We start from the raw sequence: 14,034 nt of genomic DNA on the forward strand, positions 1-14,034 counted from the left end.
ATTGATCGCTACATCAGACGTAACGCCCGGGAAGTTGAGTCTGTTCCACTCAAGGCAAACTATTTTTGGGCGGGTGCCGCCCGTTTCTTTTCCACGGGGACCCACTTCAACGTGAAGGAGAGAACCACGACGACCACGGCGACGGCGGTGGCTGCCCACCCAAAGCCCATCGTCACACCGGCGATGACGGCAATCGGCGCGAGGATGGTCATCCCAATCTCGAAGGGCGCGAATCCAACGTAGGCAACGCCGTACTCGTTGAGCGTGCCAGACTTAAGTTTCGGGTCGACCATCTTAAGCAAGGCGATACCCGTCGCCACGGCGGCGGTGGCCCAACCCCAACCGAAGATGCCGCGCTCAATCCAGTTTGTGCCAAAGAACAGCGGGCCGGCCCACAGCATCCACGCCACGCAGAAGACGGTGCCCAGGACGAAGAGCAGAAGCAGCGCTTGCCAGTATCCTGCGAGGGCGGCGGGGACGATCGAGGCGATGCCGAAGGCGATCATGTAATCGGTGGCAGCGCCCGAGATCGTCGAAATGGTGCCCTTATCCAGGTAGTTCGGGCGCTTCACCGCGCGGAAAGCGCCACGGCCGATCAGACCGATGACAAAGGATAAAGCGAACAGCGGAATGGACACGCTGGGCCACTGGCTCTTGATCAGGTCGTTGAGGAGGTCGGCGACGAGCACCGTAAAGATGATCACGCCACCGTGCAGGGCGAGCGGCTCGATGGACGAGGGGTTCGTGGTCGCTTTGCCAATCGACGGGCGGTCGCCCTCGTTGACGATGTAACCGGTGCGCAGGTCATCGGGAAGATCTCCTTGCATCTCCGTCGCCTTGCCCGTGCGTATACCCCAGTTCGCAACGATCACGCCGCCGACAATCGCGACGAGCGTGCCCACGGTCGCCGCGGTGAAGCCGATTGACGACGCCTCAGCGATCCCGATTTCGCCCAGCGATGACCCCACGGCTGCTGCGGTGCCAAACCCGCCCACAAAACCGACCGGCAGCATCATCCCGAACCACGGCTCGGTGCCGAACATCGGCGCGAAGATGTAGAGCCCCAGCAGCACGAACAGGCCCCACTGCCCCATGAACATCGCCGTGGAGTAGGCCCACATGTTGCGCGCTCCGGAGGCGACGGAGCCGCCAAGCTCCATCGAGTAGGCCATGGAGGCGAACACGACGGCAATGAGAATCGTCGTGTACGTTCCCACCTGGTCCGACCAGTTGATCACACCGAGGACCTCGGGGCCGAGCAGGAGGCCGAGCAACCCGGCCGTAATGGGCGCCGGCAGGAGAAGCGCCTGGAGGACTTTCAGCCGATTGCGCAACGCGTTTCCGATGATGAGCAGGACGGATATCCATCCGGCATCGAGAAGCAGGGTATACGGGGTGAAATCCATCGCCGGGCGTGCTCCTTATTTCTGTTGTCATACTTGCGACAGCTCAGCGAGCGTCTAGGTGATTGCGGTCATGTACGGATACAAGGGGTATTTACCCAGTGACAGTATCGGAAAAGCTCGACATGCCCTGAATTAGTTCCCGAGGAGGGGCAGGACGCGCCGGGCCGCGCGGACGTCGTCAAGCGAGATGCTCGCGTACACGATTTCTTCCCCATAGCCGCCCTCCGCGATCCGCGTCCCGAGGGGCCCGACGATGACGGAGTGGCCGATTCCGGTGGGGCCGGAGTCCTTCCCGGCCTCTGTGTCGCCGCCGGGGCGCGCTTGGCCCGCCGCCGCAATAAACAGGCCCGCGTCGAGTGCGCGCGCCACCGTCAGCGCGCGCCACTGTTCTTTCTTTCCCGCCCCATCCGCCCAGCTCGTCGGCACGACAACGACGTCCGCCCCGCGGCGCGCGAGGTCCTTGAACTGCTCGGGGTAGCGAATGTCGAAGCAGGTGGCCACGCCGACCACCGCGTCGCCGTGAACGAAGGTGACCAACGCGTTGCCGGGCTTGACGGTGTCGGACTCGCGGTAATCGAAGGCGTCGTAGGTGTGGATCTTGTTGTAGCCCTTGTGCACGCCGCCGCCCGTTATCAGCGCGGTGTTGTACACGCGATTCAACCCACCGTTTTTATCCGCCAGCCGGAACATGCCGGCGACGATGGTGACCCCGAGATCGTCGGCGAGCTGGCGCAGCGCGGTGGCAAACGGCCCGTCAAGGTCCTCCGCCTGCGTATCGAGCCTGCCGCAGCCAAACGCCTGGCTGCACGCCTCGGGCGCCACGATCAACGTGGCTCCGGCGGCGGCCGCCTCGCGCACTCGCTCGGAAACGAGAGCTAAATTAGCCCTTTTATCACCGGACGTTGTGATTTGCAATAGCGCGATGTTCATAACACCCAGAGTATGTGGAAAACCGACGCCCGCGGCCCAGTTATCCACATCTCAACCGCCCACCCCCTTGTCCCACAGTGCTCACCCCGCCACGATGTCCGCATGGACGACAGCCTCACCCTCACCGAGCGCACGGCCCGCGTCGCACGCACCGCTATCCCTCCCTGGCCGCCCCTCCCAGTTGCGCACCTCAGCCCCAGCCAGGTGGCGACGGCGCTGGCCAAGGTGCAGGCTTCGTGGGCATCGCTTATCGACGCAACGACGGCCGCCGCCCATACCCACACCGCCGCGGTGGCCGACTTCGCAGACGAGGTGGTCCACATCGATGCGTCGACAAGTGAGCGGTTGCGGGGAGGGCTGACGTGACTGCCCCCGTCGCGTACGCGCCGCCGCTGAAAGCTGCGGAGCTGGCGGCCGCCGTGGCCCTCGTGCAGACTGCCTCGCATCTCACGGCGCACCGTGCCGCCGACACCCGCGGCGCGGTGTCGCTCATTGCCCGCACGGGATTCGCCGGCGCGAGCGCCGACGCGGGACTCGCGTTGTTGGAACGGTTCAGTGACCAGTTCCTCGCCGCCGAATCGCTGGCACGTCAGGCCGAGGTAATTCTGGCCACCGCGCACCGCACGCAGCGGTGGCTAGATTCCATGGCCCGCGACGTGATCCGAAACGACCACATCGAGCTCATCCAGTGGCTCAACATGATGGCCTGGCTGCTCGACAACGCCGCAGCTCAAGCGCTCCTCGCATTGCTACGCGGTGACGAGGACGACGACTTCGATCCGCTTGTGAACCATCCCCTTGAGTCTTTGGAACGGATCCACGAGCGCAACCTCACCACGGTTCCCGCCTCGACCGCGCTCGCTGTCGGTGACGCCGGGGGGCTGATCCTAGAAGCAGGCGGGGGGCGGACCAGCGTCCTTGTCGGGGACACCGTGGCGCCCTCCCAGGTGATCACGATGGTGGCCGGCGTTTCCACCGGCCACCCAGACCAGCTCGCCGGGGAGCTGGAGAAGGCCCAGCGCATCGCCCGCGCGACCGGCGGGGCGGTTGTGGTCTGGCAAGGGTACGTCCCGCCACGGGACGTGGGAGACGGCATCGATCCGGGCGCGGCTCGGCGGGGTGGAGACTGCCTGGCGGCGTTCCAGGTAGCGGTGGATGAGCGCTTTCCCCATGCGCGCAGGTCAGTGGTCGCCCACAGTTACGGCACGGTGGTGGCCGCGCGAGCCGCCGCCGGGCCCGGGCTCATCGCGGATGATGTCTGGCTCCTCGGCTCACCCGGTGTTCCCGTCCCATCCGTCGAGGACATGCGTTTAATCGGACGGTCGCCCCGGGTTTTCGTCGCCGACGCCGACGCCGACCCGATCATGTACCTGCGCCGCGACCGCTTCGGGGTGCACGGCTTTTCGCCTTCGGCGGAGGCGTTCGGGGCGACCGTCGTCACGGGTATCGAAGGCGGGCACTCCTCGTACTTCACAGATCCCGACTTCCTGTCCGCTCTCGCACATCCCCCGGAGTGAACCGCTCTTCTTACGTACCATTGGGGCGGTCGGCCACATGCGCTTGTCAATGCTTGTCAATGCTTGTCAATGGAGGAAAACCGTGTCTGTCACTTTCGCACAACAGTTGGTCAACAAGCTCGAAGAGCTGGGGGTGAAGCGAATCTACGGCCTCGTCGGCGACTCGCTCAACCCGGTTTCTGACGCCGTACACAACAGCAGTATCGAGTGGATCCACGTGCGCAATGAGGAGGCCGCGGCTTTCGCTGCAGGGGCCGATTCGATTGCCTCGGGCGAGCTTGCCGTGTGCGCCGCATCGTGCGGCCCCGGCAACACCCACCTTATCCAGGGACTGTATGAAGCCAACCGGAACGGGGCGAAGGTCCTCGCCATCGCCTCCCACATTCCGTCGCTGCAGATCGGGTCGTCGTACTTCCAGGAAACGCACCCCGAGCAGATTTTCCAGGAATGCTCCGGTTATTGCGAGGTTGTCAACTCCCCCGAACAGGGAGCGCGCATTCTCCACAACGCTATCCAGTCGACGCTGGCCGGGGAGGGAGTCTCCGTCCTCGTGGCCTCGGGTGACATTTTTGCCGACACGCCCGCAAGCGAGGTCCCGTCCGCGAAATCCTCGTACGCACGTGGCGAGCGGAAGCGGGTTTTCCCCGACCCCAGCGAGGCTGCCCGCCTCGTGGAGGCCATCAACGCCGCAGAAACGGTCACGTTGTTCTGCGGGTACGGCGCCCGCGAGGCGCGCCAGGAGGTCTTCGCACTTGCCGAGAAGATCAAGTCGCCGATCGGCCACTCCTTCCGGGGCAAGATGTACATCGAGCACGAGAACCCTTACGACGTCGGGATGTGCGGCCTCCTCGGCTACGGCGCATGCTACGAAGCGTCGCAAAAGGCGGACCTTTTCATCATGGTCGGCACCGATTTCCCCTACGAGGACTGGCTACCCCACGCCAATGTGGCACAGATCGACATCGAGGGCTCCCACATTGGTCGACGCACGACGGTGACGTACCCCGTTATCGGCGACGTCAAGAGTGTGCTGGAGAACATCCTTCCTCACGTAGAGGAAAAGACGGACCGTTCCTTCCTTGATTCCATGCTAAAGCGGCACGCGGAGCTGCTGGAAGATGTCGTTGCGAAGTACACCACCCCGGCCACGGAGTCCCGCACCCCCATCCACCCCGAGTTCGCCGCCTCGGTCCTCGACGAGCTGGCCGCCGATGATGCCTACTTCACCGTCGATACCGGCATGTGCAACGTCTGGTCCTCGCGCTACCTCACCCCGAACGGGAAGCGCGACGAGCTGGCAAGCTTCCTCCACGGCACGATGGCCAACGCCTTGCCCCAGGCGATCGGCGTGCAGGCCGCGTTCCCGGACCGTCAGGTTATCTCGTGGTCGGGCGACGGCGGGCTGGGCATGCTCATGGGCGAGCTGCTCACCGTTAAGCTGCACAACCTACCTGTGAAGACGGTCGTGTTCAACAACTCCTCGCTCGGTATGGTGAAGCTGGAGATGCTGGCCGCGGGGTTCCCCGACTACGAAACGGACCACGCCGGGGTGAACTTTGCGTCCATCGCAGAAGCTGTTGGTATCACCGCTTTCCGCGTTGAAGACCCCGATGACCTGCGCGACGCCCTCCGCCGCGCCCTGGATCACGACGGCCCCGCGTTGGTGGACATCGTGACCGACCCCGACGCGCTCTCCCTGCCGCCCCACGTGACGTGGGACATGATGAAGGGCTTCACCACCGCGGGCGTGAAGTCGATCCTCGACGGCGGCGTCGGCCGGATGGTGGAGCTGGCTCGCGCCAACCTGCGCCACATCGACGCAGCCGCGTCGATCACCTTCAAGTAAGCCGGCGAGCTAGGAACCGTTGCGGCGCCGCCTGATCGCTGGGTCCCACGCCACCACAGCGGTCGAGCGGGGCACGTGAACTAGGGCACCGGCTCTGTGTGAGGAAGAGTCGAGGCGGCGCTGTAGCGCTTCGTTGTGCTCACGGGCTGCTTCTAGCTGGGCTTGCAGCTCTTCGATCTGCCCGGTCAGCTCCATGATCGTCTTGATCCCCGCGAGGTTGACGCCCTCTTCCTGGGACAGTCGCTGGATGCGTCGCAGCTTTTTGATGTCTCGCCCTGAGTATCTCCGCCCGCCGCCCGACGTACGCGCCGGGCTGACCAGCCCGAGCCGATCGTAGGTGCGCAGGGTCTGGGCGTGCATTCCCGTCAGCTCCGCGGCGACGGAGATGACGTAATACTCCTGGTATTCCTGGTATTCCGGCTTGGTGGGCGATGAATCGTCCGCGGCCATAGTGCCGCCCCTTCCTATTCCATTCCGGCCCACCCGGCGCGCGGGTTGAAACCGGCATCCTTTTCGGCCTGCGCGTAGGTGCGCAGGGCGCTGGTGGCCGTCGCGTCGAGGTCGGCGGGGATCCGGACCTCGACCGTGACTAGAAGGTCCCCAGCCGACCCGGAGCGCTTCGGCACGCCCCGGCCTTTCACACGCAGCGTCCGTCCGCTCGGGGTGCCCGCGGGCACTTTCACCTTGACGCGGCCGTCGAGAGTGGGAACGGTTACTGTTCCGCCGAGGACGAGCTCGCCGAAGGAGACAGGCACGGTGACTTCGAGGTCATCGCCGGTACGGGTGAACACCTTGTCTGGACGGACGTGGACCACCACGAACAAGTCCCCTGACGGGGTGCCATTTGGGCCCGCTTCTCCCTGGCCAGCTAGGCGCACGCGTTGGCCGTCGATAACTCCGGCGGGGATACGCACCGTAATCGAGCGGGTGCGGCGGACCGTCCCGGTGCCCGAGCACGTGTCACAGGGGTCCTCCACAATCGAACCCGTTCCCCCGCACTTCGCGCACGGCCGCGCCATTCCGAACGCGCCGCTCTTCTCGCGCACGTAACCCGAGCCCGAGCACTCGTCGCACGGGGTGGTGCGCCCGGATTTGGAGCCCGAGCCGTGGCAGGTGGTGCACGGCGCGTCGCCGGTGAGTTCGACCGGGATCGTTGTGCCCTTCGCTGCCTCGCGGAACTCGAGAGTTATTTCCGTTTCGACGTCGGACCCCCGCGACGGCCGAGCGTTCCTGCCAGCACCGCCGCCGCGGTTAAAGAAGCTACCGAAGATATCACCAAGGCCGCCGTCTGCAGTTTGTCCACCAGAGGCGCGCCCGAAGATGTCTCCGAGGTCGAAGTCCGACTCCGTCGTGGTCGTACGAAACCCGCCCGGGAAACCCGAGCCTCCTGTCCCCCCGAAGCGGCCGTAGCCGCCGGAGCTGATCATGGCCTTGAGCTCGTCGTACTCCTTGCGCTTCGCCTCGTCACCGATTACGTCGTACGCTTCGGCAACCCGCTTGAACTTCTCCTCGGCCGCCTTGTCGCCGGGGTTTGAGTCCGGGTGATTTTCCCGGGCCAGCTTGCGGTAAGCCTTCTTGATATCCGACGTGCTGGCACCGGAGGACACACCGAGGTCACCGTAGTAGTCCTTATTGACCCACTCTTGCTGCATGGCCATGAGCTCCACCCCTCCTTTCGCGTGGAAATGGTTGTTGAGTTGTTTTGGGAAAAATTGTGGTGCCCAAAGACAGCGCCGGGGAAAGGATCGCCGAGAGTAGGCATCCCTTCCCCGGCACCGGTCACGGGAACACGCGCTATTCGCCCGCTGTTTCGCTGGCTCCGGCTGGGTCCGCGATGATTACCATCGCGTTGCGTACCAGCCGCTCTCCCACACGGTATCCCTTGCGCAGGACCGTGCCCACGACCTTGTCGTCCCCAGACGACAAGTCCTGGACCGCCTCGTGGATCTCGGGGTCAAATGCTTCGCCTTCCTCGCCGAAGGCGTGCACACCCTGGCCGGAAAGAAGAGAACGGAACTTCCCTTCGAACACCTTCAACGGGCCCTCAGCCAGATCCCCGTGCTGCTCGGCGAGGTCGAGGTCGTCGAGCAGGGGAAGCAGGTTGACCAGAACCGTGGTCTTGGCCTGCTCCGCGATGCTGCCACGCTCGCGTTCGGTGCGCCGCCGGTAGTTGGCGTACTCTGCGCTGACTCGCTGCAGGTCCTCGGTGCGCTCCACGAGCAGCGCCGCGCTATCCGGTGCCTCTTCCGCGGGTGCCGCGTCCCCGGCTACGTCTTGAGCCAAATCCCGGTCCAAATCTTGGGCCACGTCCGCATCCACGTCCCCGGTGAGGCCGGCGGCGGCCTCCTCCTCGGCGGTCGGTCTGAGGGGGTCCTCGTCCTGCAGCGCCTCGGACTCGGCGGCCTCGTCGGCCAGGGCCTCCGCCTTGTCCGGAGAGACGTACTCGGTGTCCGTGTTTTCGGGCGCGCCCGGGTCGTTGGGCATCTGGGGGTTAGGGTTGCTCATCGTTCGTACCGCCCTTACTTCTTGTCGGTGTCTTCGTCGTCGACAACCTCGGCGTCCACGACGTTGTCGTCGGCCGGCGCGTCTGCCTGGGTTGCGCCCGAGTTCGCCTCCGCCTCATAGAGGGCCTTACCCAGCTCCTGGGACTCGGTGGACAGCTTCTCGACGGCAGCCTTCACAGCGTCTAGGTCCTCGCCCTTGAGCGCCTCCTCGACGGCGTCAATGGCTTCACCCACGCGGGTCTTGAGATCCTCCGCCAGCTTGTCGGAGTTCTCGTCGATGAACTTGCGCGTCTGGTAGGCGAGGGACTCCGCGTTGTTGCGGGTTTCCTGCTCCTCGCGGCGCTTCTTGTCCTCGTCGGCGTGCTGCTCCGCATCCTTGATCATCCGATCGATCTCCTCCTGGGAGAGGCCAGAGCCCTCCTGGATCTTGATCGTGTTCTCTTTGCCGGTGGCCTTGTCCTTAGCCGAGACGGAGACGATGCCGTTGGCGTCGATGTCGAAGGTGACCTCGATCTGCGGAACACCGCGCGGGGCCGGAGCGATGCCGGCCAGCTCGAAGGAGCCGAGCAGCTTGTTGGCGGAGGCCATCTCACGCTCGCCCTGGAAAACCTGGATCTGCACGGAGGGCTGGTTGTCCTCTGCGGTGGTGAAGGTCTCGGAGCGCTTCGTCGGGATCGTCGTGTTGCGCTCGATCAGCTTCGTCATCACGCCACCCTTGGTCTCGATGCCGAGGGACAGCGGGGTGACGTCGAGAAGAAGCACGTCCTTGACGTCGCCGCGCAGCACGCCGGCCTGGAGTGCGGCGCCGAGCGCGACAACCTCGTCGGGGTTGACGCCCTTGTTCGGCTCCTGGCCGCCGGTGAGCTCCTTGACCAGGTCGGACACGGCGGGCATACGGGTGGATCCGCCAACGAGCACGACCTGGTTGATGTCACCAACGGACATGCCGGCGTCCTTGATTACCTGGTTAAACGGTGCCTTCGTGCGGTCGAGCAGGTCAGAAGTGATCTTCTGGAACTCGGTGCGCGTCAGCGTCTCATCCAAGAACAGGGGGTTCTTGTCCGCATCCACGGTGATGTAGGGCAGGTTGATGGAGGCCTGCTGCGCGGCGGACAGCTCGATCTTCGCCTTCTCGGCAGCCTCACGCAGGCGCTGCATGGCCATCTTGTCCTTGGTCAGGTCGATGCCATTTTGAGCCTTGAACTTATCGACGAGCCAGTCGACGATCCGCTGATCCCAGTCATCGCCACCCAGCTCGTTGTCACCAGCGGTAGCCAGCACCTCGACGACGCCGTCGCCGATCTCAAGCAGCGAGACGTCGAAGGTACCGCCGCCCAAGTCGAAGACGAGGATGGTCTGTTCCTTGTCAGACTTCTCCAGGCCGTAAGCAAGCGCGGCGGCCGTCGGCTCGTTGACGATGCGCAGGACGTTCAGCCCGGCGATCTGTCCGGCTTCCTTGGTGGCCTGGCGCTGCGCGTCCTCGAAGTAGGCGGGGACCGTGATAACGGCGTCGGAAATGTCCTCACCAAGGTACGCTTCCGCGTCGCGCTTGAGCTTCATCAGCGTACGCGCGGAGATCTCCTGGGGGGTGTACTCCTTGCCGTCGATGTTGACGGTCCAATCCTCGCCCATATGGCGCTTGACGGAGCGGATGGTGCGGTCGACGTTGGTCACTGCCTGGTTCTTCGCGGACTGACCGACGAGGACTTCGCCGTTCTTGGCGAAGGCGACGATTGACGGGGTCGTGCGGGAACCTTCCGCGTTGGCGATAACAATCGGGTCCCCGCCCTCGAGGACGGAAACGACCGAGTTCGTCGTTCCAAGATCGATACCTACGGCACGTGCCATGTTGTGATTCCTCCTGTTGAAGACCGGTTCGTAGTCAAGTTGATTGCTTAAGGCTCAACTCCTGCCGACCACTATACACGGACCGCCGCCAGGATTGAGTCTGTCGCGCTCACCTTCTGTAACGGGTGATACGGAAAAGTTGTTCCACGGTACCTCTCGGTTTTTCGTTTTCCCTGCTGAGAGGCGCAAAAACCGCCCGCTGTTGTGGCGGGCGGGTGGGCGTCGATAAGCGGGTGCGCGCTAGCGGCCTAGAAGAGACCCGTTTCCTCCTCCGCGTAGGACACGAGGAGGTTCTTCGTGTTCTGGTAGTGGCTCAGCATCATCAGGTGATTCTCGCGCCCGATGCCGGAGTGCTTGTAGCCACCGAACGCGGCGTGCGCCGGGTAGGAGTGGTACTGGTTTACCCACACGCGGCCAGCCTCAATGGCGCGGCCCGCCCGGTAGGCGATGTTGCCGTTGCGCGACCATACTCCCGCGCCGAGACCGTAAACGGTATCGTTCGCGATTCGGATTGCTTCATCGAAGTCCTTGAACGTGGTCACCGACAGAACCGGGCCAAAGATCTCCTCCTGGAAGATCGTCATGTCGTTCGATCCCTTAAACACCGTCGGTTCGATGTAGAAGCCGTTTTCCAAACCGCTAATGGAGTTCACGTGACCACCCGTGAGGGTCTCCGCCCCCTCCTTCGGGCCCAGCTCCAGGTAACCGGTAATTTTGTCCATCTGCTCCTGGGAAGCCTGGGCACCCATTTGAACGTCCGTGTCCAAGGGGTTTCCCACCTTGATGCGTTTGACGCGCTCGACGCCGAGCGCGAGGAACTCGTCGGCAATGGACTCGTGCACCAACGCGCGGGACGGGCAGGTGCAGACCTCGCCCTGGTTCAGGGCGAACATGGCGAAGCCCTCGATCGCCTTGGCGCGGAACGCATCGTCGCGTTCCATGATGTCGGGGAAGTAGAGGGCGGGAGACTTGCCGCCCAGCTCGAGCGTGACGGGGATGACCTTGTCGGCGGCGGACTTGTTGATGATCTTGCCCACTTCGGTCGACCCCGTGAAGGCGATCTTGGCAATCCGGTCCGAGCTGGAAAGCGCCGCGCCGGCCTCGTCACCGTAGCCGTTGACGATGTTGATGACCCCGGCCGGAATGAGATCCCCGAGGAGATCCATGAGGTAGAGGATGGAGGCCGGTGTTTGCTCAGCGGGCTTGAGCACCACCGTGTTGCCGGCGGCCAGCGCTGGGGCCAGCTTCCACGCGGCCATAAGCAGCGGGAAGTTCCACGGGATGATCTGCCCTACTACGCCGAGGGGTTCGTGGAAGTGGTACGCCACGGTGTTCTCGTCGATCTGAGACAACCTGCCCTCTTGCGCCCGGATGGCGCCCGCGAAGTAGCGGAAGTGGTCAACGGCGAGCGGGATATCCGCGGCCAGCGTCTCGCGTACGGCCTTACCGTTTTCCCAGGTCTCCGCCACCGCGAGGCGCTCGAGGTTTTCCTCCATACGGTCCGCGATACGGTTCAGCAGCAGGGCACGCTCGGCGGGGGACGTGCGCCCAAACGCTGGGGCAGCCTTATGCGCCGCATCGAGAGCCTTCTCGACGTCCCCGGCCTTGCCGCGGGCGACCTGACAGAACACCTCTCCCGTGACAGGGGTGACATTGTCGACGTACTCCCCGTCGACGGGAGCGACCCACTCGCCGCCGATGTAGTTGTCGTAGCGGGCGCGGAACGTGACTTCGGAGCCGTCCGAGCCGGGGTTAGGGAAGACGGTCATGGTGGTGGCCTTTCCGGGCCCGGAGAGCCGGGTCCTTTTGCGGCAAAATATGATTAGGATCACACTACAACCGCGGCGAGGCGATAGCGACCAGATGGTGAGGCAGCGCTCCCCCCGTTCTGGCACAATACGCAAGGGTGAACACACCAGAGAATCAACGCAACGGGGGTAGGGCCACGCCCGCCGCCAACGAAGGCCCAGATTTTGTCGGCGCCCTCGACACTGTAGTAAGCCAGCCGGAGACGTTCCCCACCCCTGCTGAGGCTGCCCAGGACCTGTCCGGGCAGCCTCTCGACCGCGGTGAGATCCTCGCCGCTGACGGGCGCTCAGCCGCTGCGTGGTCACTGCGATTCATTTTGATCGTTGCCGGTGCGGCACTGGCGCTTTATTTGCTCAAATTCGTGTGGATTGGCCTTCTGCCGGCTCTGCTCGCCCTCATCGTGTGTACCGTCCTATGGCCCGTCGTACGGACGCTCCGGAAGTGGAAGTTCCCCTCCGCGCTTGCAGTCGCCGTCGTCCTGATCGGTTTCCTCGCCCTCATCGGGGCGGTGTTCGGCCTTATGGCCCCGATCGTCGGCAGCCAGAGCGGAGAATTAATCTCCCAGGCGCAAAAGGGCATCACCGATATCGTGTCCTGGGCCGAGCAGCGCTTTGACATAGGGATCATCGACAGCTCCCGGGTGCAGGAGACATTGCAGCAGGCCGTCAACGTCGTGCGCGGGCAGGCGTCGAACATCGCCTCCGGGGTGCTGTCTGGAATCGGCGTGGTTGCCTCCGCGGGAACAACCCTCGTACTCACCCTCATTCTCACCTTCTTTTTCCTCAAAGACGGCGATCGTTTCCTTCCCTGGCTGCGCAAGTACGTCGGTGTGAAGGCGGGGTGGCACCTGACCGAAGTACTGATGCGCTCCTGGAACACGTTGGCGGGATTCATTCGCGCCCAGGCGATCGTCTCAGCCGTCGACGCCGTCTTCATCGGAGGGGGTCTGTTGCTTCTTGGCGTCCCGCTCTGGCCTGTACTGGCCGTGTTGACTTTCTTTGGCGGTTTCATCCCCATCATCGGGGCGTTCACAGCGGGCGCCCTGTCCGTCATCGTCGCGCTAGTGTCCAACGGATTGGTCAACGCGCTGCTCGCCCTCCTGCTCGTTGTCGCAGTTCAGCAACTCGAAGGAAACATCCTCTCGCCGATCCTGCAGTCCCGCGCAATGGGCCTGCACGCCGCCATCGTGTTGCTCTCTGTCACCGTGGGCGGCACGCTCTTCGGAATCGTCGGGGCGTTCCTCGCAGTGCCGGTGGCTGCCGTCATCGCCGTGTGGCTGGGGTATTGGGCAGAAATGACTTCGCTGCGCGCCGGTGAAATCACACCCGACGACATCAAAATGGTCACCCAGCAAAGTCAAACTTTGGACTCGCGCGAGGCGCTTTTGGCCATGCGTAAACAGCTGCAGACGATGGGGCTGCGCCGCACCACAAAGGGTCAGGCAGAGCCGAAACAAACGCTGGGGTCGACTCGGGCACCCTCGGCAGACGAGGCGCCCCTCCGCGACGACCCTCAGGCACCCGGTGAGACTCGGGCGGTGAAGAAGGGCGGGCGCAAGGACCGGTAGCGGCTCTCGCCGTTCGTCCCTACCCTGGCTTCATGTGGGCCCAGACGGCCCGCCGACGAACGACGAAAGGAACACACATGTCTGACCTAAGTGGCAAGAACATCGCGATCATCGCTACGAACGGCTTTGAGGATTCCGAGCTCACCTCGCCCCGTGAGGCGGTCGAAGCCGCCGGCGCGACCGCGGTTGTGCTCTCTACTGAAGCCGGGACAATCGAAGGGAAAAACGGTACGACCGTGGAAGTTGACGGCACCACAAGCGCCGCCAACGCTTCGGATTACGACGCTATTGTGCTCCCCGGGGGCACCTCCAACGCCGATACGATCCGCACGGACGAGGATGCCGTGGCGCTGGTCAAGGCGGTCCGCGCGGCAGGCAAGCCGGTGGGCGTGATTTGCCACGGTGGCTGGATCCTCACCGAGGCTGACGTCATCGAGGGCGTTACCCTGACGTCGTATAAGTCGCTCAAGACGGACCTACGCAACGCGGGCGCAACCTGGGTGGACGAGGAAGTTGTGGTGGATAACGGCTTCGTCTCCTCGCGCACTCCCGATGACCTGCCGGCCTTCAACAAGGCGATTGTGGTGGAGTTCTCCAAGTAAACCTG

General features: G+C 64.1%; 12 protein-coding genes. 5 read left to right on the plus strand and 7 right to left on the minus strand.

The annotated features are described in order from the left end of the window. Window positions 1-59 precede the first annotated feature (59 nt). Window positions 60-1,406, minus strand: coding sequence for a sodium/glutamate symporter (locus CAPI_RS08525; RefSeq protein WP_018018226.1), 1,347 nt, complete (start codon window positions 1,404-1,406; stop codon window positions 60-62). A gap of 132 nt (window positions 1,407-1,538) precedes the next feature. Continuing rightward, window positions 1,539-2,336 carry a carbon-nitrogen hydrolase family protein gene (locus CAPI_RS08530; protein ID WP_026157218.1) on the minus strand — a complete coding sequence of 266 codons (798 nt, stop codon included), beginning with the start codon at window positions 2,334-2,336 and terminating at the stop codon, window positions 1,539-1,541. 12 nt (window positions 2,337-2,348) lie between these two features. On the opposite strand from CAPI_RS08530, the gene CAPI_RS08535 reads away from it, so the two are divergent. The 3 genes from CAPI_RS08535 to CAPI_RS08545 all read left to right on the plus strand — a co-directional run bounded on the left by CAPI_RS08535 (window position 2,349) and on the right by CAPI_RS08545 (window position 5,699). After that, window positions 2,349-2,702, plus strand: a complete 354-nt coding sequence (locus CAPI_RS08535) for a hypothetical protein (protein ID WP_040356971.1) — start codon at window positions 2,349-2,351, stop codon at window positions 2,700-2,702. Further along, the gene (locus CAPI_RS08540; protein ID WP_018018229.1) at window positions 2,699-3,853 is read left to right on the plus strand and encodes an alpha/beta hydrolase; all 1,155 of its coding nucleotides are present in this window, start codon (window positions 2,699-2,701) and stop codon (window positions 3,851-3,853) included. Before CAPI_RS08535 ends, CAPI_RS08540 begins: the two co-directional genes overlap by 4 nt. Before the next feature lie 82 nt (window positions 3,854-3,935). Next, a complete protein-coding gene (locus CAPI_RS08545; RefSeq protein ID WP_018018230.1) occupies window positions 3,936-5,699 on the plus strand; it encodes a pyruvate dehydrogenase in 1,764 nt (587 codons plus the stop codon). Window positions 5,700-5,708: 9 nt separating this feature from the next. Here CAPI_RS08545 and CAPI_RS08550 read toward each other — a convergent pair whose 3' ends face one another. From CAPI_RS08550 to exaC, 5 genes are all read right to left on the minus strand, one after another. After that, window positions 5,709-6,149: a heat shock protein transcriptional repressor HspR gene (locus CAPI_RS08550; protein ID WP_018018231.1), complete on the minus strand. Its 441-nt coding sequence runs from the start codon at window positions 6,147-6,149 to the stop codon at window positions 5,709-5,711. 14 nt (window positions 6,150-6,163) lie between these two features. Next, window positions 6,164-7,357 (minus strand): molecular chaperone DnaJ, encoded by a 1,194-nt coding sequence (gene dnaJ, locus CAPI_RS08555; RefSeq protein ID WP_040357013.1) that lies wholly within the window; start codon window positions 7,355-7,357, stop codon window positions 6,164-6,166. Window positions 7,358-7,493: 136 nt separating this feature from the next. Further along, window positions 7,494-8,204, minus strand: a complete 711-nt coding sequence (gene grpE / locus CAPI_RS08560; RefSeq protein ID WP_018018233.1) for a nucleotide exchange factor GrpE — start codon at window positions 8,202-8,204, stop codon at window positions 7,494-7,496. A gap of 14 nt (window positions 8,205-8,218) precedes the next feature. Beyond that, window positions 8,219-10,051 carry a molecular chaperone DnaK gene (gene dnaK, locus CAPI_RS08565; RefSeq protein ID WP_018018234.1) on the minus strand — a complete coding sequence of 611 codons (1,833 nt, stop codon included), beginning with the start codon at window positions 10,049-10,051 and terminating at the stop codon, window positions 8,219-8,221. Between the two features lie 248 nt (window positions 10,052-10,299). Next, on the minus strand, window positions 10,300-11,820 hold the full coding sequence (gene exaC, locus CAPI_RS08570) for an acetaldehyde dehydrogenase ExaC (RefSeq protein ID WP_018018235.1): 1,521 nt from the start codon (window positions 11,818-11,820) through the stop codon (window positions 10,300-10,302). A gap of 137 nt (window positions 11,821-11,957) precedes the next feature. On the opposite strand from exaC, the gene CAPI_RS08575 reads away from it, so the two are divergent. Then, a complete protein-coding gene (locus tag CAPI_RS08575) occupies window positions 11,958-13,427 on the plus strand; it encodes an AI-2E family transporter (RefSeq protein WP_018018236.1) in 1,470 nt (489 codons plus the stop codon). Between the two features lie 77 nt (window positions 13,428-13,504). Next, window positions 13,505-14,029, plus strand: coding sequence for a type 1 glutamine amidotransferase domain-containing protein (locus tag CAPI_RS08580; protein ID WP_018018237.1), 525 nt, complete (start codon window positions 13,505-13,507; stop codon window positions 14,027-14,029). The last annotated feature ends 5 nt before the right edge of the window (window positions 14,030-14,034 follow it).

Origin of the sequence: Corynebacterium capitovis DSM 44611 (assembly GCF_030440535.1) — a bacterium.
In the GTDB taxonomy this organism is placed as follows: domain Bacteria; phylum Actinomycetota; class Actinomycetes; order Mycobacteriales; family Mycobacteriaceae; genus Corynebacterium; species Corynebacterium capitovis.

Excerpts from the sequence above, each read along its gene's own strand:
- CAPI_RS08525 (WP_018018226.1), bottom strand. The coding sequence starts at position 1,406 with ATGGATTTCACCCCGTATACCCTGCTTCTCGATGCCGGATGGATATCC.
- CAPI_RS08530 (WP_026157218.1), bottom strand. The coding sequence starts at position 2,336 with ATGAACATCGCGCTATTGCAAATCACAACGTCCGGTGATAAAAGGGCT.
- CAPI_RS08535 (WP_040356971.1), top strand. The coding sequence starts at position 2,349 with ATGTGGAAAACCGACGCCCGCGGCCCAGTTATCCACATCTCAACCGCC.
- CAPI_RS08550 (WP_018018231.1), bottom strand. The coding sequence starts at position 6,149 with ATGGCCGCGGACGATTCATCGCCCACCAAGCCGGAATACCAGGAATAC.
- dnaJ (WP_040357013.1), bottom strand. The coding sequence starts at position 7,357 with ATGGCCATGCAGCAAGAGTGGGTCAATAAGGACTACTACGGTGACCTC.
- grpE (WP_018018233.1), bottom strand. The coding sequence starts at position 8,204 with ATGAGCAACCCTAACCCCCAGATGCCCAACGACCCGGGCGCGCCCGAA.
- dnaK (WP_018018234.1), bottom strand. The coding sequence starts at position 10,051 with ATGGCACGTGCCGTAGGTATCGATCTTGGAACGACGAACTCGGTCGTT.
- exaC (WP_018018235.1), bottom strand. The coding sequence starts at position 11,820 with ATGACCGTCTTCCCTAACCCCGGCTCGGACGGCTCCGAAGTCACGTTC.
- CAPI_RS08580 (WP_018018237.1), top strand. The coding sequence starts at position 13,505 with ATGTCTGACCTAAGTGGCAAGAACATCGCGATCATCGCTACGAACGGC.